We start from the raw sequence: 23,235 nt of genomic DNA, 5'->3' as shown, positions 1-23,235 counted from the left end.
GATAAAAAATGAAAACAGAATTCAATCCAAATGAAAATCCTGAAGAAATAATAGAAAATCAAGAAAAAAGAGAAGATAAGAAAAATGATGAATATAATTTTTGGAAAGAGACCTGGAAAAGGTTACGTCGACATAGAATGGCAATGATAGGTGGAACAGTAATTATTATAATATATATTTTAGTTATATTTGCTGGATTTTTATCACCCTATCACCCTCATAATGGGGCCAAAAAACATTTTTTCCACCCTCCAACAAAAGTTCATTTCACTGATGATGATGGGTTAACAAGACCATATGTATATAGAACTGAATCAGTAGGTTGGGCTGAATATGAAGTGATAAAAGATAAAAAATATCCAGTAAAATTCTTCTACCATGGAGATGAATACGAATTTTTAAATCTTTTCAAAACTGATCTCCATCTTTTTGGTGTTGATAAACCGGCTAATATATTTTTATTAGGTTCAGATAACTATGGAAGAGATGTATTTACTAGATTATTGTTTGGTGGACGGGTCTCAATGTTCATTGGTTTTATAGCAATTTTTATTTCAACAGTTATTGGGTTATTAGTCGGTGGTATAGCAGGATACTATGGAGGCTGGATTGATAATGTCCTTATGCGGCTGGCTGAAGTTGTTATGTCAATACCAAGCTTTTACTTGCTCCTTGCTTTAGCTGCTGTTTTACCCTTGGATGTTTCTTCAACATTCCGATTCTTTTTAATTATTACTATTTTGTCATTTATAGGCTGGGCCGGTATGTCACGTGTTATAAGAGGTATGGTTTTATCTGTTAGAAATGAAGAATATATTTTAGCTGCTCAGGCTTTAGGTGCAAAAGATAAGAGAATTATAATCAAACATGTTCTTCCCAGTACTGCTACTTATGTAATAGTAAGAGCTACTGTAGCAATCCCTGGTTATATTATTATGGAATCAGGACTCAGTTTTCTTGGCCTGGGTATTCAGGAACCAAATGCTAGCTGGGGTAATATGTTAACTGCTGCTCAAAATGTTACTAAAATTACGGGTTTCCCCTGGCTTTTAATCCCAGGTGTTATGATATTTATAGCAGTTTTAAATTATAACCTATTAGGTGATGGTTTAAGAGATGCTTTAGATCCTAAATCTACTAATGATCATTAAAAAATATAGATAAATAAAACATAGAAAAAGAGCAGAGCTATTTAATAATAGCCCTGCTCTTTTCTTAATTTTATATTATTTAAAAACTCCTGCAATTTCATAACTACATTCCGGACATTCACCTTTCTCAAGAAAAACCTCAGTATTATATCCACTTCTGGAAATCAATTTTTTTCCACATTGAGGACAATAAGTATTACCTTTTTCAGTAGTCCGTAAATTTCCCAGATAAACATAATCCAAATATTCTTTTGCAAGATTATAAGCATTTTCCATAGTTTTGATTTCTGTTGCTGGTCTATTCATCTTGTGGGCTGGAAAATATCGTGATAGATGAAGGGGTATAGATTTATTTATATTTGTAATCCACTTAAATAATTTTTCCAATTCTTTTCTGTCATCATTAAGATCATTAATAAGCAAAGTAGTAATTTCAAGATGAATATTGTTTGCCATTGTTTTTATTGTCTCTTTTACAGGATCTAAACTTCCTCCAGCATATTTTTTATAAAAATCATCATTAAAAGATTTTAAGTCAACATTTGCCGCATCAATATATGGTAATATATTCTCTAAAGGTTCAGGATTAATAAATCCATTAGTAACCAGTACATTTTTTATATTCTTTTTTGCAGCTTTTTGGGCAGTTTCTTTTACATATTCATACCAGACTACCGGTTCAGAATAAGTATACGCTATGCTTTTTACATTTTTTTGCTCTGCCAGATTTATAACCTCTTCTGGTGTTAATTGCTGAGTTGGAGGATTTCCCTGGCTAATTTTCCAGTTTTGGCAAAACTGACATTTAAAATTACAGCCATAAGTTCCTAAAGATAAAATTCTAGAAGCTGGATAAAAATGATATAACGGCTTTTTTTCAATAGGATCCACGCCTATAGAACTAATTTTCCCATAATTATTAGTATATAAAGTTCCATCTTTATTTTCTCTTACACCACAAATACCACTATCTCCATTTTTAATTAAACAATGATGAGGACAAAGTTTACATTTAACTTTTTTATCTATAGATTCTTGAAATTCAGCTATCTTTTTCATTTTATCCCTCACTCTTTATATCTTTTCACTTCAAATCTGTAAATTTCAATATCAGCATCTTTGCTTAAACCAGCTTTTTTTCTTGCAATATTTATTTGTTTCTCAATTGTATCAATTCCTTCTAAATCAGGTAATAAAAGTCCTGTTTGATGACCACCTTTAACCATAATACCAAATTTTTTAGGATTTAATTCTTCTTTACTATCAACTTTTTCCATTTCACCAATAATATCAACAGAATAATCTATTTCATTTAATTCATCACCACTAACTGCTGGGAAACGAGGGTCATGTTCAGCAGCACTAATAGCATTTTTCTGAACTTCAGCAGCAATATTTTTTTGGGTAGGACGGATAGTACCTATACACCCCCGTAAATCACCATTCTTTTTTAAAGTAACAAATACTCCTGCTTCTTTATTTAATTCTTCTGAAATCTCTTGATCTATTTCATACATTCTACCATGTAAAATATATTCTTCAATAGTTTTTTTAGCAAGATTAGGAACATCTTCTTTTTTTAACATAACTATCACCTCTTATGATTAATTTTAAATGAACAGACTGCATAACCAACTCCAAAAGGACCTTCATAAGATTTTAGGTCACTACTCACATCATAATTTTGAATTGCCCCTAACGTCATTATGATCGGTCTATAACCACACTCACCAGCTGTTTCTATTAAATTTTTATCAATTTTTAACACTTCTTCAAATTTTTCTTGAGAAAGAAGATTGGTTAATTTTTTATCAAAATTTTCTGCTTCAGGATTATATCCTGCTGGAGCTCCTGGTTTAAGCTTATGAGATAAATCTCCACTGGCTATAATAGCACCATCTAAATCCATTTCATCAAGTGTTTCATCTAATAATTTTCCAAACTTATAAAGAGTTTGATAATCTAACAATCCCATAGATATAGCAACAACAGGAATATCTAAATTAGCATTTAATAAAAAATGCAAAGGTACCATAACTCCATGATCAAGTTCATTACTAAAACCATAAGATTGTAAATCTGTTTTTTTAAGCTTAGCTAATTTTATATTATTAGAGTCAGTTTTATCTTTTAATTTATCGATGAACTTGAGATTTGATTTTACTTCATATTTGGCCTGAGGTGCTCCAAAATCCCTAAAATCTCCTTTTAGGGATTCAGAATAAATAACAGCAATACCATCCCTCATAACAGGACCATGAGGACTGATTGTAATTAAAATATCTGGTTTTGCATTTACTATCTCTTCACTCATTTCTTTTAAATTATCAATTGTTTTTTGAACCTCTTTTCTTCTTCTCCCACCTACTTCTGGAATTATCAAAGGTGGATGGGGACTAAGACCAGCAATTTTAACACCCATATATAACTCCTCCTTAAATGCTGAATTTTGTGACATCTTTCAATAACAAAAAAGAGAGGAAATCCTCTCTTTTTTTGAAAAAATATTGGGATTTTATCTTTTGGAAAACTGTGGAGCTTTTCTCGCTTTTTTGAGACCATACTTTTTTCTTTCTTTCATACGGGAATCTCTTGTGAGATAACCGGCTTTTTTCAATGGTCCACGGAAATCTTCATCTACCTCTAATAGTGCACGAGCTATCCCATGACGAATAGCACCTGCCTGTCCAGAAAGACCGCCTCCCTGGGCATTTACAAGTACATCAAAATTAGCAAGACTATCAGTTAATTCCAAAGGAGATTTTAAATCACGAATAAGTGATTTTCTATTAAAATAGTCTTCTACATCTCTATCATTTACAATTATATTTCCATCACCAGGTACTAATCTAACTCTGGCGGTAGCTGTTTTTCTTCTACCGGTTCCCCGGTATTGTACATCAGCCATAAAATCTTCCTCCTTTCATTTACAATTCTAATTCTTCAGGTTGTTGTGCTTGATGTGGGTGCTCAGAACCAGAATATACTTTGAGCTTTTTGAAAATTTTCTCTCCTAAATTATTATGTGGTAACATACCTTTCACAGCATTCTTTATAATAAGTTCAGGATTTTTATCTTTAAGTTTTTCATAAGTAGTTGTTTTCAAACCACCAGGATAATTACTATGGTGAACATATTCTTTTTCCTGCCATTTATTACCTGTAAGTTTTATTTTCTCTGCATTAATTACAATTACATAGTCCCCTGTATCTACACTGGGGGTAAAAGTAGCTTTATGCTTACCCCGCAATATCTGAGCAACTTCTGAGGCAAAACGTCCTAAAGTTTTACCTGAAGCATCGACTATATACCATTTTCTATCCACTTCTTCAGGATTAGCCATATATGTTGACACTGATATCCCTCCTTTATTCAAAATACTATTTAGCAATATATCACAAGGTAACGGGGCCTTCAGACATATTGATTCATAGTAATTTTATTATATTTAAAGCCAAATGTCAATCATTTTCTAATAATAAACTTTTAACAAAGATAAACCTTTTGCAGGTGCTGTAAAACCAGCTTCTATTCGATCCTGACTTTTTATAATACGTTTTACATCATCTGCAGGTCTCTTATTTAATCCAATCTCTATTAAAGTTCCAATAATAATTCTAACCATATTATAAAGAAAACCAGTTCCGACAATATCAAACCAAATTTCTTCTCCAACAAATTTCATTTCAAAACTTTTTATCTCCCTTTTAGTAGTACCTACATCACTACCAGAAGATTGAAAAGCTGCAAAATCATATTTTCCTATAAAATCTTTTAAAGCATATTTTATTTTCTTTAAATCTAATTTTTTATATAAAGTATATACATAATTTCTGGTAAAAACTGAATGAAATGATCTATTTAAAAGACGATAACGATACTTTTTAGCTACACTATCATATCTTGCATGAAAATCATTAGCAACATGTTTCGCATCTTTACAAACAATATCAGCTGGTAACATACTATTTAGCGCAATTGGTATTTTGGAAACAGGGATATCTACATCTATATAAAAATTAGCAGCCTGTCCTTTAGCATGAGCTCCAGAATCAGTTCTTCCTGCTCCTATTACAGGAACTTTAGATTTGTTGAGTTTAGTTAATTTTATTTCAAGAGTTTGTTGGATTGTTTTATTTGTATGTTTTTGATATTGCCAACCCTGATAATTAGTACCATCATATTCCAAAATTATTTTTATATTACGCATTATATCTCATCCATTATATAAATTTTAAAAAAAACTAATAAAAACAGCAAAAACTACAGTTAAAGCTAAAGCCCAAAAATCAATATTTTTAAAAGATAACTCATGTAACCTTGTCCTACCTTCTCCTCCTCTATAACATCTTGCTTCCATGGCGAGAGCTAAATCATCAGCTCTTCTAAAAGCACTTATAAAAAGAGGAACGAGTAAAGGAATTAAACTTTTTGCTCTATTAATTATATTCCCACTCTCAAAATCAGCACCTCTAGCTTTTTGTGCTTTCATTATTTTTTCAGCTTCTTCAAGTAAAGTTGGAATAAATCTTAAAGCGATTGTCATCATCATTGCCAGCTCACTTGCAGGTACACCAAATTTTTTAAGCGGTTTTAATAAATACTCTATCCCATCTGTAAGTTGTAATGGAGAAGTAGTTAAAGTTAAAAGAGAAGTAAACATAATCAAAAGAATTATTCTGGAAACCATAAAAAAACCTGTATAAACACCTTCTGCTTCTATACTTATAAATCTCCACTGCCAGTAAACTTCTCCGCCTTTTGTTAAAAAAACATGAAGTAATAAAGTTAACAATACCAAAAATAATATTGGTTTTAAACCCTTAATAATTCTTTTTAACGGTAGCCTGGCAATAATAATAATAGAAGCAACATATACAAGAAAAAAAGCAAATCCAATAAATTTGCCAATGAAAAAGAGTGCAGTGATTAAAATAATTGTAATTATTATTTTCATCCTGGGATCTAATCTATGAATAATTGAATCTCCAGGAATATATTGCCCAATAGTAATATCAGTTAACATTTTTCTTACTCCTTAATTCAGTCAGAATTTCATTTTTAGCTTCTAATATTTTAAATAAATCAGTTCTTACATTCAAACCTCTGTTTTGTAATTTGTTTAAAATAAGGCTTATTTCCGGTAAATCAAGTCCAAGTTCCTGTAATTTATCTCTCTGACTGAATATTTTACGTGGATGATTATCCATTACAATTTTTCCTTCGTCAAGAACTATAACTCTATTTGATAATCGAGCTATTTCTTCCATTCGATGGGAAATCAAAATTATTGTCATACTATAATTTTGATGTAAATAATATAATAATTCAGTTAATCTCTCTCTCCCTTTGGGATCCAAACCTGCAGAAGGTTCATCTAAAATAAGAACATCTGGACCCATTGCTAAAACACCTGCAATAGCAACACGTCGCTGTTGACCTCCACTTAAATTAAATGGGGACCTATTATTAAATTCTTCAAAGTCAAGATTAACTAACTCCATTGCTTCTTTTACTCTTTTATCAATTTTTTCTTTTGAAAGATTAAGGTTTTTAGGTCCAAAAGCAATATCTTCATAAACAGTTTCTTCAAATAATTGATGTTCAGGATATTGAAAAACCAAACCTATTTTTCTTCTGATATCTTTTAAATTCACTTTTTCAGAATTCAATTTAATACCATCAATAAAAACTTCACCATCACTGGGAGTGATCAATCCGTTAAAAAGCTGAACAAGAGTAGATTTACCTGAACCAGTATGCCCAACTAAACCAATAAATTCATTTTTGTCAATTTGAAGATTAATATTATCAAGAGCCATTACATTTTGTTGTTCATAGATGTGGGTGACATTTTTTAATTTAATCAACATAATGAATTCACCAGCTCATCAATTGACAAAACTTCTGGTATATTAATTCCAGATTTTCTTAATTCATCAGCTAATTTAACAACTTCAGGTACTGCTAAATCTATTTTTTCAAGTTCCTCTATATTATGAAATATTTCTCGTGGAGTTCCTCTTTTTACAATTTCTCCCTGGGACATTACAATAATTTTATCTGCATATATTATTTCTTCCATAAAATGAGTAATATGAATAATTGTTATATTTTTATTTTTATTTAAATTCAGGATAGTCTCCATAACTTCGTCGCGTCCTTTAGGATCAAGCATTGCAGTAGGCTCATCTAAGACAATACAGACTGGTTCCATAGCAATGACCCCGGCTATAGCTACTCTTTGTTTTTGCCCCCCTGAGAGCTTGTGAGGAGCATGTTTTTGATAACCTTCCATCTCCACAAGCTCTAGAGCATGATCAACTCTTTTTCTGATTTCAGGTCCAGGAATACCCAGGTTTTCTGGTCCAAATGCTATATCATCTTCTACCATACTGGCAACAAGTTGATTATCTGGATTTTGAAAAACCATACCAACTTCCTGTCTAATGTTCCAGGTATTCTCATTATTTGAAGTAGATAGTCCATCAACTAATACTTCACCTTCATCAGGTTTTAGCAAAACATTAAGCAGTTTGGCCAGGGTTGATTTTCCAGAACCATTAGCTCCAATTACTGCTACAAAATCACCCTTATCAACATTTAAATTAATATTTTTAAGGGCTGGTTTATCCATTTCATTATATGAAAAATTAACATTTTTAATTTCTATAAGGCTCATGATAACACCTACTATTTCATAATTATTCTACTAATTCAATCAAAGCCCTTTCTGCAGCATCTCCTTGTCGAGGATACATTTTAATTATTCTTGTATATCCACCTGGTCTATCACTGAATTTAGGACCTATTTCATCAAACAGTTTACTTACTACTTCTTTATCTTTTACTCGCTTCATAACTTTGCGACGAGATTTAAGGTCATTTGTTTTAGCAGTTGTAATCATCTTTTCAGCAATTGGTCTCAAATCTTTTGCTTTAGCTAAAGTAGTTTTAATTCTACCATGACGAAACAAATCAGTAAGCATATTATTAAACATTGCCTTACGATGAGAACTGTTTTTATTAAGCTTACGCATAAAAATCTTACCTCCTTTATACCTCTGGATCTTTTAATTCCAATTCAAGTTCATCTAATTTATCTTTAATTTCTTGTAATGATTTTTTACCAAGATTTCTAACTTTCATAAGATCATCTTCAGTTTTATCTACAAGTTCTTCTACTGTATTAATACCAGCTCTTTTAAGACAATTAGAAGAACGGACTGATAATTCTAATTCTTCAATGGTAGTATCTAGTATTTGATTTCTTTCTTCTTCTTCTTTTTCAACCATTATTTCAACATCATCAATTTCATCAGTTAAATTAATGAAAAGATCAAGATGCTCTACCATAATTTTTGCTGAAAGACTTATGGCATCATCAGGAGTTATACTTCCATTTGTCAGAACTTCTAAAATTAATCTGTCATAATCAGTCACCTGACCAACTCTTGTATCTTCTACATTGAAATTTGCTCTAACAACTGGACTAAATGAAGAATCAATAGGTATTAAACCAATAACCTTATCAAAATGTTCTTCATTCTCTTCAGCACTTACATAACCACGGCCTTTTTCAACAGTTGCCTCAAGCATAAGTTTACTATCTGCAGCCATAGTTGCAATATGATGATCTTTATTCACTATTTTAAGATTACCAGGAGTAATGAAATCACCAGCAGTAACTTCACCTTCTCCTTCAGCTTCAATTCTTATTTTTTCCATTTCTTCCCCATCATAATCAATAACTACTTCTTTTAGATTCAAAATAATTTCTGTTACATCTTCTTTAATACCTTCAATTGGAGTAAATTCATGTTCAACTCCTTCTATCTTAACAGAAGTTATAGCAGCCCCAGGTAATGAAGATAAAAGAACTCTTCTCAAGGCATTCCCGAGTGTTATACCATACCCTCTTTCTAAAGGAGCAATGTCAAATTCACCATAAAATTCATCACTATCTACTCTTTCAATTTGCGGTTTTTCTATTTCTATCATTTATAATTATACCCTCCTTCTATTTATCAATTTTGTCTGGTACTGAGGGCACTATTTATTAACGTGAATAAAATTCAACAATTAAGTGTTCCTCTATTGGATGATCAATATCTTCACGTTCAGGCATAGAAACAATATTACCTTCAGCTTTTTCCAGATCAACACTCAACCAGGCTGGTGGAGTAAGTTCTGCATTATATTCAAGAATTTCTTTGAAATGATCATTTTTTCTACTTGAATCTTTTAAACTTACAACATCTCCTTCATCAACTCGATATGAAGGAACATCAACCTTACGGCCATTTACAAGAATGTGTCCATGAAGAACAAATTGTCTTGCTTCATTTCTGGAACTAGCAAATCCTAATCTATAAACAACATTATCAAGTCTTCTTTCTAAGAGTTTGAGGAAATTCTCACCTGTAATTCCTCTCATTCTTTCTGCTTCTTCAAAATAATTTCTAAATTGCTTTTCAACCATACCATAAATTTTACGTACTTTTTGTTTTTCTCTTAATTGTAGACCATATTCTGATGTCTTTCTTCTCCCCTGTCCTTGCTCTCCTGGAGCATAAGGGCGGCGATCAAAAGAACATTTATCACTATAGCAACGAGCTCCTTTGAGATATAATTTTTCTCCTTCAGCTCGGCATAATTTACATACTGGTCCTGTATATCTTGCCATTTTTACACCTCCATTTTCAATAATTGACAAGTTTATTTTTTACTACTTATTTTAATTAAACACGACGTCTTTTAGGTGGACGACAACCATTATGAGGGATAGGAGTAATATCTTTAATTAAACTAATATTTAAGCCAGCAGATTGTAAAGATCTAATAGCTGATTCCCTACCAGAACCTGGACCCTTTACAAAAATTTGAATATCTTTTAAGCCCATTTCTTCTACTTCCTCTGCAACATCTTCTGCAGCAATTTGAGCAGCAAAAGGTGTACTTTTTCTTGAACCCTCATAACCAACTTTACCTGCACTTGACCAGGCTACTACATTACCTTCCAAATCTGTAATTGTAATAATGGTATTATTAAAAGTTGATTTAATATGAGCCTGACCTTTTTCAATATTTCTTTTTACTTTTTTTCTACGTTTTTTCTTACTTTTAGCCATCAATTTCCCTCCTTTATCTGAGAGTAATGAGCAAAATTAATTTATTTTACAGGATTTTTAGGACCCTTACGTGTTCTTGCATTAGTCTGTGTATTTTGACCACGAACCGGAAGTCCTTTACGATGCCTTAAACCGCGATATGATCCTATATCTTTAAGTCGCTTAATGTCTGCTCTAACCTGGCGACGTAATTCTCCTTCAACCATATAATTATCAAGTTTTTCTCTGAGTTTAGATATCTCTGCTTCAGTCAAATCTTTAACACGAGTATCATAATCAACTCCTGTATCATCAAGAATTTCTTGAGCACGAGAACGACCTATCCCATATATATATGTTAATCCAATTTCAACTCTTTTATTTTTAGGAAGATCGACACCTTCAAGTCTTGCCATTTTTTCACCTCCAGTGTTTTTATTTAACCCTGACGTTGTTTATGCTTGGGGTTTTCACAGATAACCATAACTTTTCCATTCCTTCTGATTACCTTACATTTATCACATATTGGTTTTACTGAAGACCTTACCTTCATTAATATCCCCCCTTAATTTGCTTTATGGCGATATGTTATTCTGCCACGATCAAGGTCATAAGGAGATAACTCAACAGTTACCTTATCTCCAGGTAAAATACGGATAAAATTCATCCTCATCTTTCCAGAGACATGGGCTAACACCTTATGCCCATTATCTAATTCAACTCTAAACATAGCATTAGGAAGCGATTCAACAACCGTTCCTTGAACTTCAATAGGTTCTTCTTTTGCCATAGTTTATTTTGCCTCCTTATTATCTTCAAAATCTTTAATCACTAACTTAATATCTTCATTACGGACCCTTTTACCATTTTCTAACCAAACTTTAAGTTCTTCTGCAATATATCCGGTTTTTTCTAAATGTTTTATATTTTTCTTTTTAGGATTTTTGATTTTTCTTTTATTACCATCTACTACTTCTATATATTTGGCATCAATTATTTTATTTACTAAATAATAACTATCTTTATCTCTACCGGCTTTTGATTTTACTATTTCTCCTAATTTAAATGATTTCATCTATATAGACACCTCTATATCTACCAAAATTTCCTTGATTATTATATCATATTTTGTCTAAAATGTGTAATAGTCTATTAGATTTTACTTAAAATTTCTGGTTTATCATCTGTTATAGCTATAGTATGTTCAAAATGTGCAGAAAAACTTTTATCTTTAGTAACTACAGTCCAACCGTCATCAAGTGTTTCCACTTCATGACCACCTATATTAACCATAGGCTCTATAGCCAATGTCATACCTGTTTTTAAAATGGGTCCTCTACCAGGAGGCCCGAAATTAGGTATCTGTGGATCTTCATGCATATCTCTACCAATTCCATGTCCAACATAATCTCTTACTACTGCAAAACCATTACCTTCAACATGTTTTTGAACAGAATTAGAAATATCAGTTAAACGATTACCTTTCACAGCCTGCTCAATGCCAAGCATTAAAGATTTTTCAGTTACATCTAATAACCGTTGGACTTTATCATCGACATCACCGACTGCAATTGTTCGAGCTGCATCTCCATTAAATCCCTGATATAAAGTTCCTATATCAATACTTACTATATCACCTGAATTTAAAATTCGTCTTTCATCTGGTATACCATGTACAACTTCTTCATTAATTGAAACACATACAGCAGCTGGAAATCCTTGATAGTCTTTAAATGAAGGAATTGCATTTTTGTCCCTTATAAACTCATCTGCCAATTTATTTATATCAGCAGTACTTATTCCAGGTTTTATTTTTTCTGCTAGATATTCATGTGTTTCAGCTACTATTTTATTTGCATCTCTCATTAAATTAATTTCTCTAGGAGATTTTAAAATAATCATTACCTATTCTCCTCTACAACTGAAGTTACTTTTTTGAAAACCTCTTCAATTCCACCACTACTTTCAATGGTTTGAAGGATTCCTTCATTATCATAAAATTCTATTAGTTTTTCAGTTTTTTCTTTATTAACTTCAATTCTATTTTTAACAGTATCTTCTGTATCATCACTTCTTTGAATTAAATTGCCTCCACATTTATCACAAATTCCTTCTTTTTCAGGAGGATTAAATTCAACATGATAAGTTGCACCACAATCTTCACAAACTCTTCTTCCTGAAAGTCTTTTTATTAACTCTTTTTCAGGAACTTTAATAAAAAGTGCTAGATCAAGTTTTGTATTTAATTCTTCCATGATGTCCTTAAGGGCTTCAGCCTGGTTTATTGTTCTAGGAAATCCGTCAAGTATAAAACCATCTTTACAATCATCTTCTTTTAACCTATTTCTGACAATTCCAATGGTTACTTCATCTGGAACAAGTTCTCCCTGATCAATAAAACTTTTAGCTTTTTTCCCTAATGGGGTTTCATTTTTAATTGCATTTCTAAAAATATCACCTGTTGCTATATGGGGAATATTATATTTAGAACTAACCTTTTTGGCCTGAGTTCCTTTCCCAGCACCAGGCAATCCTAAAAAGATCATATTCATTTCAAATTCCTCCCTAATCCATGAATCCTTCATAATGTCTCATTAAGAGATGGGATTCTATTTGCTGCATTGTTTGCAGTGCCACACCTGTCATAATTAAAAGCGAAGTACCACCAAAACTAATATTCACTCCTGTTAGTGGCTTAATGGCAAATGGTAATAAAGCAACTGCTGTCAAGAATAATGCACCTGCAAGAGTTACTCTTACAAGGATTTTATCTAAATAATTAATTGTAGATTTACCTGGTCTAATTCCAGGAATGAACCCACCATATTTTTTCATATTTTCAGCTACTTCTTCTGGATTAAAGGTAATAGCTGTATAAAAATAGGTGAAAAATAAAATCATAAGTGCATATAAAACCATATATAAGGTTGAACCAGGTTGAATTGCATTTGCTACACTCTGGGCCCATTGATATGGAATTACTTTTGCTATAACCCCGGGAAATAGAAGTACAGATGATGCAAAGATAACCGGAATTACACCAGCTTGATTAACTTTCATTGGTATATGAGTACTTCTTCCACCATATACTTTTCTACCAACTACTCTTTTAGAATACTGGACAGGAATTCTTCTTTCACCTTCCTGAACAAATATAACACCTGCAATGATAGCTACCGCCAATACTATAAATAATAATATGTTGAAAACAGATACACTACCTGCCTGGAATAATTTATAAGTATTGTAGATATCTCCTGGGAATCTAGAAATTATTGAAGTAAAGATAATTATTGAAATACCATTACCGATTCCCTTTTCATTAATCTGTTCACCTAACCAGATTAAGAATGAAGTACCAGCAGTTAAACTTACAACAATTAAAATTATATTAAATAAACTCTCATTTTCTACAGCACCAAAACTTCTAATAAAAGAAGTAATACCAAAAGACTGAATTACAGCTAATACAACAGCACCATAACGTGTATATTGGGCAATTTTCTTTTTACCTTCTCTACCCTGTTTAGAAAGCTCTTCAAGTTTTGGAATAACAACAGTCAACAAGTTCAATATAATAGAAGCGGTAATATAAGGAGTAATACTCATTGCAAAAATGGTGAAATTTCTTAAAGCACCACCTGCAAATAAATCTAAAAACTCAAATACTCCTCCACTACTTCCAGCAAATAATTGTTGTTGAATGACTTCAGCATCTACCCCAGGTACAGGTATATGTGCACCTAAACGATAAACTACCATCATTGCCAAGACAAAAAGAACTTTCTTACGCAGTTCTTTAACTTTAAAAACATTACCTAGAGCCTTTAACAACTTAAATCACCTCTGCCTTTCCTCCAGCTTCTTCAATTATTTCTTTTGCAGATCTGCTAAAAGCATGTGCCCTTATGGTAAGTGGTTTTTCAAGCAAACCAGTTCCTAGAATTTTGACACCTGATTTAGCAACTTTATCAATTATCCCGCTTTCTTTAAGAACTTCAGGAGTAATTTCTTTTCCTTCATCAAATCTATTCAATTGATAAACATTAACTATACTATATTCTTTTTTATTTATATTATTGAAACCTCGTTTTGGTAAACGACGGAAAAGAGGAGTTTGACCACCTTCAAAAGTAGGTCTTACCAAACCACCAGAACGAGAATTCTGTCCATTTGCACCACGTCCAGATGTATAACCATTTCCTGAGCCCATTCCTCTACCAACACGTTTCCGTTTTGATTTTGAGCCAGGGGCCGGTTTCAGATCATGTAATTTCACTGACTACACCTCCTTAAAATTTATTTATCCTAGTAATTCTTCTACACTTTTGCCTCTTAATTCGGCAACTTTTTCTGCTCTTTTTAAATTGTCTAACCCAGTCATTGTTGCATTTATCATATTTATTGGATTTGAAGTTCCAAGTGATTTTGTTAAAATGTCCTCAATTCCTGCGAGTTCAATTACTGCACGAACAGGACCACCGGCAATAACACCAGTACCTGGAGCGGCTGGTTTTAATAGTACTCTACCTGCTCCAAAAACACCAGTAATTTCATGAGGTATAGTAGTTTCAACAATTGGTACATCAATTAAGTTTTTCTTAGCTTCATCAATACCTTTTCTGATAGCTTCAGGAACTTCATTGGCTTTTCCAATACCTGAGCCAACATGTCCTTCACCATCTCCAACTACTACAAGGGCACTAAAACTAAAACGACGCCCACCTTTTACAACCTTAGAAACCCGGTTTATATTAACAACTCGTTCGTCCAAATCCAGCTTTCCTGGATCTATTTTACTCATATAATTCCCTCCTTCGTTAAAATTTCAGTCCTTCTTCACGGGCAGCTTCAGCTAAAACCTTAACTCTACCGTGATATTTGTTACCAGCTCTATCAAACACAACCTCTTCTATATCATTTTCTAATGCACGTTCTGCTGCCAGTTTACCGACCTTTTTGGCTGCTTCTTTATTTCCACCATTATCAATTGAATCTCTAATTTCAGGATCCAAACTGGAAGCAGAAACGAGAGTATGGCCGGCCAGATCATCAATGATCTGCACAGAAATGTTGTTTAAACTACGATTAACGCACATTCTAGGTTGATTAGGTGTACCCTGTATTTTATTTCTAATGCGCAGATGTCTTTGCTTTCTGGCTGATCTTTTAGTCATTATTAATCACTCCCTTTCTTAACCAGTTTTACCAACTTTACGTCTGATGTGTTCGCCAACATATTTAATACCTTTACCTTTATAAGGCTCCGGCTTTCTAATTGCTCTAATTTGAGCAGCTATTTCGCCAACCTGTTGTTTATCTATTCCTTTTACAATAATTTTATTTTTCTTTTCTACTTCAAATTCTATTTTTTCAGGTGCTTCAACTACAACAGGGTGAGAAAATCCAACTTCAACTTCTAGATTTCCACCTTTTACCTGAGCTCCATAACCAACTCCAACCATCTCAAGCTCTTTTGAATATCCATCTACTACACCAATAATCATATTCTCTATAACACTTCTAGTTAAACCATGAATAGAACGAGCTTCTTTATCATTACCCTTACGTTCTACTATTACTTCATCATCATTAACATTTACCTCTACTTTGGGAGATAAATCGTGGTTTAATTCGCCTTTAGGCCCTTTAACGGTAATACTTTCTTCATTTACAACTATATCAACCTTATCGGGTATTTCTACAGGCTGTTTTCCTATACGAGACATTCGCGTCACCTCCATCATTTATTCAATAAATATCTTAATCTAAATTACCAAACATAACAGAGGACTTCTCCTCCTACACCTTTTTCACGGGCTTCTTTGCCAGTAATAACACCACTTGAAGTTGAAAGAACTGCTATACCTAAGCCACCAAGCACCTTAGGGATTTCATCTTTATCTACATATACTCTAAGTCCTGGCTTGCTTATTCTTTTTATACCAGAAATAACTTTTTCATCATCATCCCCGTATTTAAGATAAACACGTACATCGTTTTGAGGATATTTTTCAATGAGTTTTACATCATTAATAAATCCTTCTCTTTTTAAGACTTTAGCTATATTATATTTCAACTTTGAAGTTGGTATATTTACAGTTTTCTTATAAGTATTATTTGCATTACGAATTCGAGTCAGCATATCAGCAATTGTATCTGTATGCATTTTAAAACCTCCTTTCTATTTTACCAGCTTGCCTTTTTAACTCCAGGAATTTCACCTTTATGAGCTAATTCTCTAAAACAAATTCTACAGAGATCAAATTTGCGCATATACCCACGTGATCTCCCACAACGACTACATCTATTATTTTTCCTTGTAGAATACTTCGGTTCCTTTTTAGCCTTTTCAACTAAAGCTTTACGAGCCACTAAATATCCCTCCTTAGGAATTCAATTTATTTACGAAAAGGCATTCCCATTAAATCAAGTAATTCAAAGGCCTCTTCATCACTTTCAGCTGAAGTCACAATTGTAACTTCTAAACCGTGCACTTTATTTACATCATCAACATTGATTTCTGGAAATACAGTATGTTCTTTGATACCTAAACTGTAATTTCCTCTTCCATCAAATGAGTCAGCAGAAATTCCTCTAAAGTCACGAATCCTTGGTAGTGTGATAGAAATCATCTTGTATAAAAATTCATACATCAGCTCACCACGTAATGTAACTTTTACTCCAATTGGCATTCCTTCTCTTATTTTGAAATTAGCAATTGAAGTTTTTGCTCTAGTTACTGTTGGCTGCTGTCCTGTTATTTTAGCTATATCTTCTACAACTGAATCTAACAGTTTTGGATCTTCTTTAGCATCACCAAGGCCGACATTAATTGAAATTTTTTCGACTTCAGGAATTTCCATTATATTATCGTAATCAAATTTTTCCTTTAACTTAGGCATTATTTCTTCCTTATATGTTTCCGCTAATACGGCCATGCCTACTAAACCTCCTTTTTGTCAATATCATTTATTTATCTATATCTTCATCACAACTTTTGCATACTCTAACTTTTTTTCCGTTTTCTAATACATCAACCCCAAATTTAGTTCTCTCATCACAATGAGGACAAACTAATTGAACATTTGAAATGTGAATAGGGGCTTCATTTTCGATAATACCACCTTGTGGCATATCTTGAGTAGGTCTTTGATGACGGTTTACAATATTTACACCTTCAACAACTACTCTGTTTTCTTGCGGATCTACTTTTAATACTTCACCTCTTTTGCCAAGATCTTTCCCAGCAATAACTTCTACTTCATCACCTTTTTTTATTCTCACTGACAATCCCCCCTTTATAATACCTCAGGTGCTAAGGAGATAATTTTCATATGATTTTTATCTCTCAATTCCCTTGTGACCGGGCCAAAAATACGTGTACCCTTTGGGTTATCTGTATCATCTAAAATAACTGCTGCGTTCTCATCAAATTTTATATAAGTCCCATCTTCACGACTTAATTCTTTTTTAGTTCTAACAACAATCGCTTTTACTACCTCTCCCTTTTTAACCATTCCATCAGGGATTGCTTCTTTTACAGTAGCAATAATTACATCTCCAACATGGGCATATCTTTTACGAGAACTTCCTAAAACTTTCAAGCATAAAAGTTCTCTAGCCCCGGAGTTATCTGCAACTCTTAACCTACTTTCAGGTTGGATCATTGCTCTGCCTCCTTTCTTATGTCACCGTTATTTTGCTTTTCTTATTATCTCTTTAACCCGCCATCTTTTGGTTTTACTTAGCGGTCTGGTTTCTACAATTACTACTTTATCACCTTCATTACATTCTTCATTTTCATCATGTGCTTTAAATTTCTTTGTTTGTGTTACAACTCTTTTATATAAAGGGTGTTGAGTCTTCCGCTCGACCTCAACAGATACGGTTTTATCCATTTTATTACTAACTACAAAACCGGTTCTCTCTTTACGAGGATTTTTTCTTTCACCCATAAGTTTTACCTCCTTTCTCACTTTACGCTTCTTTCTCTAACCCCAGCTCACGTTCACGCATAATAGTCTTAATACGAGCAATAATCCTACGTACCTCTCTTATACGCATTGGATTATTAAGTTGAGCTGTAGCATGTTGAAATCTAAGGTTAAACAACTCTTCCTTAAACTCATCTAATTTCTGATCAAGTTCTTGATCTGTTAAATTTCTTAATTCATCAGCTCTCATCAGACTCACCATCCATTCCTTCTCGTTTAACAAATTTAGTTTTAATGGGTAATTTATGTGATGCCAGTCTCATTGCTTCTCTGGCTACTTCTTCTTCAATACCAGCAACTTCAAACATTATTCTTCCTGGTTTTACTACTGCTACCCATTTTTCAACTGCACCTTTACCACTACCCATACGGGTTTCAGCAGGTTTAGAAGTAATTGGTTTATCAGAAAAAATCTTAACCCAAACCTTACCGCCTCTTTTGATATACCTGGTTAAGGCTATACGTGCTGCCTCAATTTGTCTATTAGTTATCCAGGCAGGTTCCAAGGCTTGAAGGCCAAATTCACCAAATGTTATTTTAGTTCCTTTGACAGCTTTACCTTTCATTCTACCTCTCTGTTGCTTACGATGTTTTACTCGTTTTGGTACTAACATCAAAGTGCCCCCTTTCCTTATATTCTAGTTTGTTTCATCTAATTCTGGAAGAACTTCTCCCTTATTAATCCAAACTTTAACACCTATTGTACCATAAGTGGTTTTTGCTTCTGCAAAACCATAATCTATATCAGCTCTTAGTGTGTGAAGTGGAACACTTCCTTCATTATATCCTTCACGTCTTGCCATTTCTGCTCCACCTAAACGTCCACTACTTTGTACTTTAAATCCTTCTGCTCCCATGCGCATTGCTTTATTCATTGCCTGTTTCATAGCTCTTCTAAATGAAACTCTTTTTAAAAGCTGTTGAGCAATATTTTCAGCAACAAGCTGAGCATTTAATTCAGGATCTTCAACTTCAACAACATTAATCTGCACATTCTTACCAGAAATTTCTTCAACTTCTTTACGAAGTGCATCTACTTCAGAACCGCCTTTACCAATAACCATTCCTGGTCTAGCAGTATGAACATCTATTTTCAATCTATTAGCAGCTCTTTCAATAACTATCCTTGCTATGCCTGATTCAAACATTTTGTCTTTTATATGCTCGCGTATTTCATTGTCTTCGTGTAATATATCTGAGTAATTACTTTTATCAGCATACCATTTAGCATCCCAATCTTTAATTACTCCAACACGCAAACCATGTGGATTTACTTTGTTACCCAAAATCTATCCCTCCTTTTTATTATCTGATACTACAACAGTAATATGACTAGTTCTTTTATTTATAGGACTTGCCTGCCCCATAGCCCTTGCTCTAAAACGTTTCATAGTTGGGCCTTCATTTACATATGCTTCAGAAACTGTTAAATCTTCAACAAACATATCATGATTATTTTCTGCATTAGCCATAGCTGAGTTTAAAACTTTTGAAATAGGCTTTGAAGCCTTTTTTGGTGTATTTCTCAAAATAGCTTTAGCTTCCTGTGCATCTTTATTTCGAATTAAATCAATAACCTGTCTTGCTTTTCTCGGAGTAATCCGAATATATTTTGCAACAGCTTTAGCTTCCATAAGATAAACCTCCTTTATAACCCTATTACTTTAAAGCTGTAGAACGTTCAGTATGACGACTGTGACCTCTGAATATACGTGTAGGTGCAAACTCACCTAACTTATGTCCTACCATTTCTTCACTAATAAAAATCGGTACATGTTTTCTACCATCATGAACAGCTATCGTATGGCCTACCATTTTTGGAATTACCATAGAAGCCCTTGACCAGGTTTTCACTACCTCTTTTTTTCCACTATCATTCATTTCTTTTATTTTTTCAAGTAAGTCCTCTTCAACAAAAGGGCCTTTTTTTAATGATCTACCCAAAACAAAACCCTCCTTTCTGGATTATCTTTTCTTCTCATGACGTGAACGAATAATCTTATTATCTGATTTCTTTGTTTTACGTGTCTTTTTACCCATAGTTGGCTGTCCCCAGGGTGTAACAGGATGACGTCCTGCAGGTGATTTACCTTCACCACCACCATGTGGGTGATCATGTGGGTTCATAACAACTCCACGTACTTTTGGACGCTTACCATTCCAGCGACTACGTCCAGCTTTACCACCAACAACATTTTCATGATTTATGTTTCCGACCTGTCCAATCGTAGCTTTACATTCCTGTCTAATCAATCTTACTTCACCAGAAGGCATCTTAATGTGTGCAAACTTACCTTCCTTAGCTAAAAGTTGAGCCATACTACCAGCAGACCTTGCAATCTGACCTCCTGTAGCAGGTTTCATTTCTATATTATGAATGATTGTACCAACTGGAAGTTCTTTTAATTTTTTTGCATTTCCAGCCTTAACATCAGCTTCTTTTCCACTCATCAATTTATCTCCAACTTCAACTCCATCAGGAGCTAATATATATCTTTTTTCTCCATCAGCATAATTCAAAAGTGCAATCCTGGCTGAACGATTAGGATCATATTCAATTGCTGCTACAGTTGCAGGAATTCCATCTTTATCACGTTTGAAATCTATAATACGATAGCGTCTTTTATGACCTCCACCACGACGGCGAGAAGTTATTCTACCATTACTATTTCTTCCACCAGTTTTTTTCAAAGGGGCCAGCAAACTTTTTTCTGGTTCCTTTTTAGTTATTTCCTTAAAACTAGCTACAGTCATATATCTTCTAGATGGAGTAGTTGGTTTAAACTTTTTAATAGCCATTACTTTACCTCCTTTACATGCTTAAAATTAAACTCCTTCAAATATTTCTATCTCATCGTCTTTGGCAAGTTTAACCAAAGCTTTTTTCCAATCAGGTCTTCTACCCTCATGTACTCCAAGTCGTATTTCTTTACCTTTAAGATTCATTGTATTAACATTTACAACATCTACATTGAAAATTTCCTGAATTGCATTTTTAATTTCTACTTTATTTGAATTCTTTGCAACTTTAAAAGTATAGGTATTATTGCTTTCCATTAAATCCATACTTTTTTCAGTTATAATTGGTGAAATTATTATATCACGTGCTTCTTTCATTCAGCCAGCACCTCCTCGATCTTCTGAGCTGCCTCTTCTGGAACTAATATATAATCATTATCCAAAAGTTGATAGGCATTCATAGCATCTAAAACCATTGTATCTATATTAGGTAGGTTACGTGCCGATAAATATACATTTTCATTTTTTTCAGGCAATACAATCAATACCTTTTTATCTTCTAAATCAAAATCTTTTATAAGATTAACAACTTGCTTTGTTTTAGGCTTATCATAATCCAATTCATCAATAATTTTTAACTGATCATTATTAACTTTATCAGTTAAAATAGATCTCAATGCTAATCTTTTCATCTTTTTATTTACTTTCTTTTTATATGAGCGTGGCTTTGGTCCAAATGTAACACCACCACCAACCCATAATGGGGAACGAATTGTACCATGTCTCGCTCTACCAGTTCCCTTTTGGCGCCATGGTTTTCGACCACCACCTCTAACTTCACTTCTAGTTTTTGTAGAGGCAGTTCCTCTTCTAATAGCTGCCAATTGAGCTGTTACTACCTGATGTACAACATGTTCGTTTACATCTTCAGCAAAGACTTTATCATTAAGCTCAAAATCTCCTATTTCTTTTCCAGACATGTCAAATTTACTTACCTGTGGCATCAAATATCCTCCTCTCTATCATATATTTATTCTTCAATTGTTTCTATAGTCAGGATATTTTTCTTTGGGCCAGGTAAGGCTCCTTTTATCAATAAAGCATTTTTTTCCTGATCTACATCAACAATTTCTAATTTTTCTATAGTTACTTTATCTCTTCCCATTCTACCAGGAAGTTTTTGGCCTTTAAACACACGAGCTGCATCTACTGCACCTATTGAACCTGGTGCTCTATGAAAGTGAGAACCATGTGTTTTGGGACCAGTTCCATGATTCCAACGTTTTACATTACCCTGAAAACCCTGTCCTTTTGTTAAACCTTTTACATTTACTTTTTCTCCAGCTTCAAATAAATCTACAGTTACTTCATCTCCTTCAGAAACATCTTCAGAATAATTTCTGAATTCTTTTAAATGTTTTTTAGGTTTAACTCCAGCACTTTTGAAATGTCCAAGCTCAGGTTTATTCAATTTATTTTCATCTATATCTTCATAACCTAATTGCACTGCTTCATAACCATCTTTTTCTTCTGTTCTTTTTTGAACTACAGCACAGGGACCTGCTTCAACAACTGTAACAGGAACTAATGTACCATCATCTTTAAAAATCTGGGTCATACCAATTTTTTTACCTAATATACCCTTAGGCATCTTTAAAACACCTCCTCAACGATTATAATTTAATCTCTATATTAACCCCAGCAGGTAAATCGAGTCTCATCAAAGCATCAACTGTTTTTGAGCTAGGGTCTAAAATATCTATTAGTCTTTTATGTGTACGCATCTCAAACTGTTCTCTTGCATCTTTATGAACATGAGGAGAACGGAGTACAGTAAATACTTCTTTTTCAGTAGGTAATGGTACAGGACCTGAAATATCTGCTCCAGTTCTTTCAGCAGTAGTTACTATTTTTTGTGCTGATTTATCTAAAAGCTCATGTTCATAGGATTTGAGTCTAATTCTTATTTTTTCATGTTTAGGCATTCTCTTACCCCCTTCTTCAGGACAATATTTCTTATATTATACTCTAAATGTAGTCTAATTGGTACATAGAAAAAGAGAGGAGCATTTCTCCTCATCTTTTTCTGAAATTCCTACTCAATAATCTCAGTTACAGCACCAGCACCAACTGTATGGCCACCTTCACGAATAGCAAAACGAAGTCCTTCTTCCATTGCTATTGGTGTAATTAATTCTACTTCCATCTCTACATTATCTCCAGGCATTACCATTTCT

General features: G+C 33.2%; 42 protein-coding genes. 1 reads left to right on the top strand and 41 read right to left on the bottom strand.

What is annotated here, in order from left to right:
• Positions 1–8 precede the first annotated feature (8 nt).
• Complete coding sequence (locus VJ881_11315; protein ID HKL76643.1) at positions 9–1,151, top strand: ABC transporter permease; 1,143 nt, start codon at positions 9–11, stop codon at positions 1,149–1,151.
• Positions 1,152–1,226: 75 nt separating this feature from the next.
• Here VJ881_11315 and amrS read toward each other — a convergent pair whose 3' ends face one another.
• From amrS to tuf, 41 genes are all read right to left on the bottom strand, one after another.
• A complete protein-coding gene (gene amrS, locus VJ881_11310; GenBank protein HKL76642.1) occupies positions 1,227–2,210 on the bottom strand; it encodes an AmmeMemoRadiSam system radical SAM enzyme in 984 nt (327 codons plus the stop codon).
• Positions 2,211–2,218: 8 nt separating this feature from the next.
• Positions 2,219–2,737, bottom strand: a complete 519-nt coding sequence (amrA, locus tag VJ881_11305) for an AmmeMemoRadiSam system protein A (protein HKL76641.1) — start codon at positions 2,735–2,737, stop codon at positions 2,219–2,221.
• Positions 2,738–2,742: 5 nt separating this feature from the next.
• On the bottom strand, positions 2,743–3,573 hold the full coding sequence (amrB, locus tag VJ881_11300) for an AmmeMemoRadiSam system protein B (protein ID HKL76640.1): 831 nt from the start codon (positions 3,571–3,573) through the stop codon (positions 2,743–2,745).
• 93 nt (positions 3,574–3,666) lie between these two features.
• Positions 3,667–4,059 carry a 30S ribosomal protein S9 gene (gene rpsI / locus VJ881_11295; protein HKL76639.1) on the bottom strand — a complete coding sequence of 131 codons (393 nt, stop codon included), beginning with the start codon at positions 4,057–4,059 and terminating at the stop codon, positions 3,667–3,669.
• A 19-nt stretch (positions 4,060–4,078) separates the two neighbouring features.
• Positions 4,079–4,495: a 50S ribosomal protein L13 gene (gene rplM / locus VJ881_11290; protein ID HKL76638.1), complete on the bottom strand. Its 417-nt coding sequence runs from the start codon at positions 4,493–4,495 to the stop codon at positions 4,079–4,081.
• A 129-nt stretch (positions 4,496–4,624) separates the two neighbouring features.
• Positions 4,625–5,362: a tRNA pseudouridine(38-40) synthase TruA gene (gene truA, locus VJ881_11285; GenBank protein ID HKL76637.1), complete on the bottom strand. Its 738-nt coding sequence runs from the start codon at positions 5,360–5,362 to the stop codon at positions 4,625–4,627.
• Positions 5,363–5,386: 24 nt separating this feature from the next.
• Positions 5,387–6,178 carry an energy-coupling factor transporter transmembrane protein EcfT gene (locus tag VJ881_11280; GenBank protein HKL76636.1) on the bottom strand — a complete coding sequence of 264 codons (792 nt, stop codon included), beginning with the start codon at positions 6,176–6,178 and terminating at the stop codon, positions 5,387–5,389.
• Positions 6,168–7,025 (bottom strand): energy-coupling factor transporter ATPase, encoded by an 858-nt coding sequence (locus VJ881_11275; protein ID HKL76635.1) that lies wholly within the window; start codon positions 7,023–7,025, stop codon positions 6,168–6,170. The genes VJ881_11280 and VJ881_11275 overlap by 11 nt, the downstream gene beginning before the upstream one ends.
• Complete coding sequence (locus VJ881_11270) at positions 7,019–7,834, bottom strand: energy-coupling factor transporter ATPase (protein HKL76634.1); 816 nt, start codon at positions 7,832–7,834, stop codon at positions 7,019–7,021. Before VJ881_11270 ends, VJ881_11275 begins: the two co-directional genes overlap by 7 nt.
• A gap of 22 nt (positions 7,835–7,856) precedes the next feature.
• Positions 7,857–8,192, bottom strand: coding sequence for a 50S ribosomal protein L17 (rplQ, locus tag VJ881_11265; protein ID HKL76633.1), 336 nt, complete (start codon positions 8,190–8,192; stop codon positions 7,857–7,859).
• A 16-nt stretch (positions 8,193–8,208) separates the two neighbouring features.
• Positions 8,209–9,153 carry a DNA-directed RNA polymerase subunit alpha gene (locus VJ881_11260; GenBank protein HKL76632.1) on the bottom strand — a complete coding sequence of 315 codons (945 nt, stop codon included), beginning with the start codon at positions 9,151–9,153 and terminating at the stop codon, positions 8,209–8,211.
• Between the two features lie 58 nt (positions 9,154–9,211).
• The gene (rpsD, locus tag VJ881_11255) at positions 9,212–9,838 is read right to left on the bottom strand and encodes a 30S ribosomal protein S4 (GenBank protein HKL76631.1); all 627 of its coding nucleotides are present in this window, start codon (positions 9,836–9,838) and stop codon (positions 9,212–9,214) included.
• A 55-nt stretch (positions 9,839–9,893) separates the two neighbouring features.
• Positions 9,894–10,283 carry a 30S ribosomal protein S11 gene (rpsK, locus tag VJ881_11250; GenBank protein HKL76630.1) on the bottom strand — a complete coding sequence of 130 codons (390 nt, stop codon included), beginning with the start codon at positions 10,281–10,283 and terminating at the stop codon, positions 9,894–9,896.
• 41 nt (positions 10,284–10,324) lie between these two features.
• Positions 10,325–10,678: a 30S ribosomal protein S13 gene (gene rpsM / locus VJ881_11245; protein ID HKL76629.1), complete on the bottom strand. Its 354-nt coding sequence runs from the start codon at positions 10,676–10,678 to the stop codon at positions 10,325–10,327.
• A 23-nt stretch (positions 10,679–10,701) separates the two neighbouring features.
• Entirely contained in the window at positions 10,702–10,815 is a 114-nt protein-coding gene (gene rpmJ, locus VJ881_11240; GenBank protein ID HKL76628.1) for a 50S ribosomal protein L36, read from the bottom strand.
• A 12-nt stretch (positions 10,816–10,827) separates the two neighbouring features.
• Complete coding sequence (gene infA, locus VJ881_11235) at positions 10,828–11,052, bottom strand: translation initiation factor IF-1 (GenBank protein ID HKL76627.1); 225 nt, start codon at positions 11,050–11,052, stop codon at positions 10,828–10,830.
• A 3-nt stretch (positions 11,053–11,055) separates the two neighbouring features.
• The gene (locus VJ881_11230) at positions 11,056–11,337 is read right to left on the bottom strand and encodes a hypothetical protein (GenBank protein ID HKL76626.1); all 282 of its coding nucleotides are present in this window, start codon (positions 11,335–11,337) and stop codon (positions 11,056–11,058) included.
• 77 nt (positions 11,338–11,414) lie between these two features.
• A complete protein-coding gene (gene map, locus VJ881_11225) occupies positions 11,415–12,164 on the bottom strand; it encodes a type I methionyl aminopeptidase (GenBank protein ID HKL76625.1) in 750 nt (249 codons plus the stop codon).
• Positions 12,164–12,814, bottom strand: a complete 651-nt coding sequence (locus tag VJ881_11220) for an adenylate kinase (protein ID HKL76624.1) — start codon at positions 12,812–12,814, stop codon at positions 12,164–12,166. The genes map and VJ881_11220 overlap by 1 nt, the downstream gene beginning before the upstream one ends.
• A gap of 13 nt (positions 12,815–12,827) precedes the next feature.
• Positions 12,828–14,096 (bottom strand): preprotein translocase subunit SecY, encoded by a 1,269-nt coding sequence (gene secY / locus VJ881_11215; GenBank protein HKL76623.1) that lies wholly within the window; start codon positions 14,094–14,096, stop codon positions 12,828–12,830.
• A gap of 1 nt (position 14,097) precedes the next feature.
• On the bottom strand, positions 14,098–14,541 hold the full coding sequence (rplO, locus tag VJ881_11210; protein ID HKL76622.1) for a 50S ribosomal protein L15: 444 nt from the start codon (positions 14,539–14,541) through the stop codon (positions 14,098–14,100).
• 24 nt (positions 14,542–14,565) lie between these two features.
• Complete coding sequence (gene rpsE / locus VJ881_11205; GenBank protein HKL76621.1) at positions 14,566–15,066, bottom strand: 30S ribosomal protein S5; 501 nt, start codon at positions 15,064–15,066, stop codon at positions 14,566–14,568.
• 16 nt (positions 15,067–15,082) lie between these two features.
• Entirely contained in the window at positions 15,083–15,439 is a 357-nt protein-coding gene (gene rplR, locus VJ881_11200; protein ID HKL76620.1) for a 50S ribosomal protein L18, read from the bottom strand.
• An 18-nt stretch (positions 15,440–15,457) separates the two neighbouring features.
• The gene (rplF, locus tag VJ881_11195) at positions 15,458–15,991 is read right to left on the bottom strand and encodes a 50S ribosomal protein L6 (protein HKL76619.1); all 534 of its coding nucleotides are present in this window, start codon (positions 15,989–15,991) and stop codon (positions 15,458–15,460) included.
• Positions 15,992–16,035: 44 nt separating this feature from the next.
• A complete protein-coding gene (gene rpsH, locus VJ881_11190; protein HKL76618.1) occupies positions 16,036–16,431 on the bottom strand; it encodes a 30S ribosomal protein S8 in 396 nt (131 codons plus the stop codon).
• 20 nt (positions 16,432–16,451) lie between these two features.
• Entirely contained in the window at positions 16,452–16,637 is a 186-nt protein-coding gene (locus tag VJ881_11185) for a type Z 30S ribosomal protein S14 (protein ID HKL76617.1), read from the bottom strand.
• 26 nt (positions 16,638–16,663) lie between these two features.
• Positions 16,664–17,203 carry a 50S ribosomal protein L5 gene (gene rplE, locus VJ881_11180; protein ID HKL76616.1) on the bottom strand — a complete coding sequence of 180 codons (540 nt, stop codon included), beginning with the start codon at positions 17,201–17,203 and terminating at the stop codon, positions 16,664–16,666.
• Positions 17,204–17,234: 31 nt separating this feature from the next.
• Positions 17,235–17,549 carry a 50S ribosomal protein L24 gene (rplX, locus tag VJ881_11175; protein HKL76615.1) on the bottom strand — a complete coding sequence of 105 codons (315 nt, stop codon included), beginning with the start codon at positions 17,547–17,549 and terminating at the stop codon, positions 17,235–17,237.
• 14 nt (positions 17,550–17,563) lie between these two features.
• Positions 17,564–17,932 carry a 50S ribosomal protein L14 gene (rplN, locus tag VJ881_11170; protein HKL76614.1) on the bottom strand — a complete coding sequence of 123 codons (369 nt, stop codon included), beginning with the start codon at positions 17,930–17,932 and terminating at the stop codon, positions 17,564–17,566.
• Positions 17,933–17,959: 27 nt separating this feature from the next.
• The gene (gene rpsQ / locus VJ881_11165; GenBank protein HKL76613.1) at positions 17,960–18,220 is read right to left on the bottom strand and encodes a 30S ribosomal protein S17; all 261 of its coding nucleotides are present in this window, start codon (positions 18,218–18,220) and stop codon (positions 17,960–17,962) included.
• Between the two features lie 22 nt (positions 18,221–18,242).
• Positions 18,243–18,449 carry a 50S ribosomal protein L29 gene (gene rpmC, locus VJ881_11160; protein HKL76612.1) on the bottom strand — a complete coding sequence of 69 codons (207 nt, stop codon included), beginning with the start codon at positions 18,447–18,449 and terminating at the stop codon, positions 18,243–18,245.
• Positions 18,439–18,873: a 50S ribosomal protein L16 gene (gene rplP / locus VJ881_11155; protein ID HKL76611.1), complete on the bottom strand. Its 435-nt coding sequence runs from the start codon at positions 18,871–18,873 to the stop codon at positions 18,439–18,441. The genes rpmC and rplP overlap by 11 nt, the downstream gene beginning before the upstream one ends.
• Positions 18,874–18,897: 24 nt before the next feature.
• The gene (gene rpsC, locus VJ881_11150; GenBank protein HKL76610.1) at positions 18,898–19,545 is read right to left on the bottom strand and encodes a 30S ribosomal protein S3; all 648 of its coding nucleotides are present in this window, start codon (positions 19,543–19,545) and stop codon (positions 18,898–18,900) included.
• 3 nt (positions 19,546–19,548) lie between these two features.
• The gene (gene rplV, locus VJ881_11145) at positions 19,549–19,893 is read right to left on the bottom strand and encodes a 50S ribosomal protein L22 (protein ID HKL76609.1); all 345 of its coding nucleotides are present in this window, start codon (positions 19,891–19,893) and stop codon (positions 19,549–19,551) included.
• A gap of 25 nt (positions 19,894–19,918) precedes the next feature.
• A complete protein-coding gene (gene rpsS / locus VJ881_11140) occupies positions 19,919–20,203 on the bottom strand; it encodes a 30S ribosomal protein S19 (GenBank protein HKL76608.1) in 285 nt (94 codons plus the stop codon).
• Between the two features lie 21 nt (positions 20,204–20,224).
• Positions 20,225–21,058: a 50S ribosomal protein L2 gene (gene rplB / locus VJ881_11135; GenBank protein HKL76607.1), complete on the bottom strand. Its 834-nt coding sequence runs from the start codon at positions 21,056–21,058 to the stop codon at positions 20,225–20,227.
• Positions 21,059–21,085: 27 nt separating this feature from the next.
• The gene (gene rplW, locus VJ881_11130) at positions 21,086–21,376 is read right to left on the bottom strand and encodes a 50S ribosomal protein L23 (GenBank protein ID HKL76606.1); all 291 of its coding nucleotides are present in this window, start codon (positions 21,374–21,376) and stop codon (positions 21,086–21,088) included.
• On the bottom strand, positions 21,373–22,002 hold the full coding sequence (gene rplD / locus VJ881_11125) for a 50S ribosomal protein L4 (protein ID HKL76605.1): 630 nt from the start codon (positions 22,000–22,002) through the stop codon (positions 21,373–21,375). The genes rplW and rplD overlap by 4 nt, the downstream gene beginning before the upstream one ends.
• 26 nt (positions 22,003–22,028) lie before the next feature.
• Positions 22,029–22,649, bottom strand: a complete 621-nt coding sequence (gene rplC, locus VJ881_11120; GenBank protein ID HKL76604.1) for a 50S ribosomal protein L3 — start codon at positions 22,647–22,649, stop codon at positions 22,029–22,031.
• Positions 22,650–22,671: 22 nt separating this feature from the next.
• Positions 22,672–22,983: a 30S ribosomal protein S10 gene (gene rpsJ, locus VJ881_11115; protein HKL76603.1), complete on the bottom strand. Its 312-nt coding sequence runs from the start codon at positions 22,981–22,983 to the stop codon at positions 22,672–22,674.
• Positions 22,984–23,093: 110 nt separating this feature from the next.
• On the bottom strand, positions 23,094–23,235 hold a 142-nt coding region (gene tuf / locus VJ881_11110; protein HKL76602.1), incomplete at its 5' end, for an elongation factor Tu.

This window comes from Halanaerobiales bacterium (genome assembly GCA_035270125.1).
In the GTDB taxonomy this organism is placed as follows: Bacteria; Bacillota; Halanaerobiia; order Halanaerobiales; family DATFIM01; genus DATFIM01.
Note: the sequence above shows the minus strand (reverse complement) of the source record. Positions and strands in the feature narration are given on the sequence as shown.

Bases quoted from the DNA above. Each gene is read 5' to 3' on its own strand.
- VJ881_11315 (HKL76643.1), top strand. From the start codon at position 9: ATGAAAACAGAATTCAATCCAAATGAAAATCCTGAAGAAATAATAGAA.
- amrS (HKL76642.1), bottom strand. From the start codon at position 2,210: ATGAAAAAGATAGCTGAATTTCAAGAATCTATAGATAAAAAAGTTAAA.
- amrA (HKL76641.1), bottom strand. From the start codon at position 2,737: ATGTTAAAAAAAGAAGATGTTCCTAATCTTGCTAAAAAAACTATTGAA.
- amrB (HKL76640.1), bottom strand. From the start codon at position 3,573: ATGGGTGTTAAAATTGCTGGTCTTAGTCCCCATCCACCTTTGATAATT.
- rpsI (HKL76639.1), bottom strand. From the start codon at position 4,059: ATGGCTGATGTACAATACCGGGGAACCGGTAGAAGAAAAACAGCTACC.
- rplM (HKL76638.1), bottom strand. From the start codon at position 4,495: ATGGCTAATCCTGAAGAAGTGGATAGAAAATGGTATATAGTCGATGCT.
- truA (HKL76637.1), bottom strand. From the start codon at position 5,362: ATGCGTAATATAAAAATAATTTTGGAATATGATGGTACTAATTATCAG.
- VJ881_11280 (HKL76636.1), bottom strand. From the start codon at position 6,178: ATGTTAACTGATATTACTATTGGGCAATATATTCCTGGAGATTCAATT.
- VJ881_11275 (HKL76635.1), bottom strand. From the start codon at position 7,025: ATGTTGATTAAATTAAAAAATGTCACCCACATCTATGAACAACAAAAT.
- VJ881_11270 (HKL76634.1), bottom strand. From the start codon at position 7,834: ATGAGCCTTATAGAAATTAAAAATGTTAATTTTTCATATAATGAAATG.
- rplQ (HKL76633.1), bottom strand. From the start codon at position 8,192: ATGCGTAAGCTTAATAAAAACAGTTCTCATCGTAAGGCAATGTTTAAT.
- VJ881_11260 (HKL76632.1), bottom strand. From the start codon at position 9,153: ATGATAGAAATAGAAAAACCGCAAATTGAAAGAGTAGATAGTGATGAA.
- rpsD (HKL76631.1), bottom strand. From the start codon at position 9,838: ATGGCAAGATATACAGGACCAGTATGTAAATTATGCCGAGCTGAAGGA.
- rpsK (HKL76630.1), bottom strand. From the start codon at position 10,283: ATGGCTAAAAGTAAGAAAAAACGTAGAAAAAAAGTAAAAAGAAATATT.
- rpsM (HKL76629.1), bottom strand. From the start codon at position 10,678: ATGGCAAGACTTGAAGGTGTCGATCTTCCTAAAAATAAAAGAGTTGAA.
- rpmJ (HKL76628.1), bottom strand. From the start codon at position 10,815: ATGAAGGTAAGGTCTTCAGTAAAACCAATATGTGATAAATGTAAGGTA.
- infA (HKL76627.1), bottom strand. From the start codon at position 11,052: ATGGCAAAAGAAGAACCTATTGAAGTTCAAGGAACGGTTGTTGAATCG.
- VJ881_11230 (HKL76626.1), bottom strand. From the start codon at position 11,337: ATGAAATCATTTAAATTAGGAGAAATAGTAAAATCAAAAGCCGGTAGA.
- map (HKL76625.1), bottom strand. From the start codon at position 12,164: ATGATTATTTTAAAATCTCCTAGAGAAATTAATTTAATGAGAGATGCA.
- VJ881_11220 (HKL76624.1), bottom strand. From the start codon at position 12,814: ATGAATATGATCTTTTTAGGATTGCCTGGTGCTGGGAAAGGAACTCAG.
- rpsE (HKL76621.1), bottom strand. From the start codon at position 15,066: ATGAGTAAAATAGATCCAGGAAAGCTGGATTTGGACGAACGAGTTGTT.
- rplR (HKL76620.1), bottom strand. From the start codon at position 15,439: ATGACTAAAAGATCAGCCAGAAAGCAAAGACATCTGCGCATTAGAAAT.
- rplF (HKL76619.1), bottom strand. From the start codon at position 15,991: ATGTCTCGTATAGGAAAACAGCCTGTAGAAATACCCGATAAGGTTGAT.
- rpsH (HKL76618.1), bottom strand. From the start codon at position 16,431: ATGCATACAGATACAATTGCTGATATGCTGACTCGAATTCGTAATGCA.
- rplE (HKL76616.1), bottom strand. From the start codon at position 17,203: ATGGCCGTATTAGCGGAAACATATAAGGAAGAAATAATGCCTAAGTTA.
- rplN (HKL76614.1), bottom strand. From the start codon at position 17,932: ATGATCCAACCTGAAAGTAGGTTAAGAGTTGCAGATAACTCCGGGGCT.
- rpsQ (HKL76613.1), bottom strand. From the start codon at position 18,220: ATGGGTGAAAGAAAAAATCCTCGTAAAGAGAGAACCGGTTTTGTAGTT.
- rpmC (HKL76612.1), bottom strand. From the start codon at position 18,449: ATGAGAGCTGATGAATTAAGAAATTTAACAGATCAAGAACTTGATCAG.
- rplP (HKL76611.1), bottom strand. From the start codon at position 18,873: ATGTTAGTACCAAAACGAGTAAAACATCGTAAGCAACAGAGAGGTAGA.
- rplV (HKL76609.1), bottom strand. From the start codon at position 19,893: ATGGAAGCTAAAGCTGTTGCAAAATATATTCGGATTACTCCGAGAAAA.
- rplB (HKL76607.1), bottom strand. From the start codon at position 21,058: ATGGCTATTAAAAAGTTTAAACCAACTACTCCATCTAGAAGATATATG.
- rplW (HKL76606.1), bottom strand. From the start codon at position 21,376: ATGAAAGAAGCACGTGATATAATAATTTCACCAATTATAACTGAAAAA.
- rplD (HKL76605.1), bottom strand. From the start codon at position 22,002: ATGCCACAGGTAAGTAAATTTGACATGTCTGGAAAAGAAATAGGAGAT.
- rplC (HKL76604.1), bottom strand. From the start codon at position 22,649: ATGCCTAAGGGTATATTAGGTAAAAAAATTGGTATGACCCAGATTTTT.
- rpsJ (HKL76603.1), bottom strand. From the start codon at position 22,983: ATGCCTAAACATGAAAAAATAAGAATTAGACTCAAATCCTATGAACAT.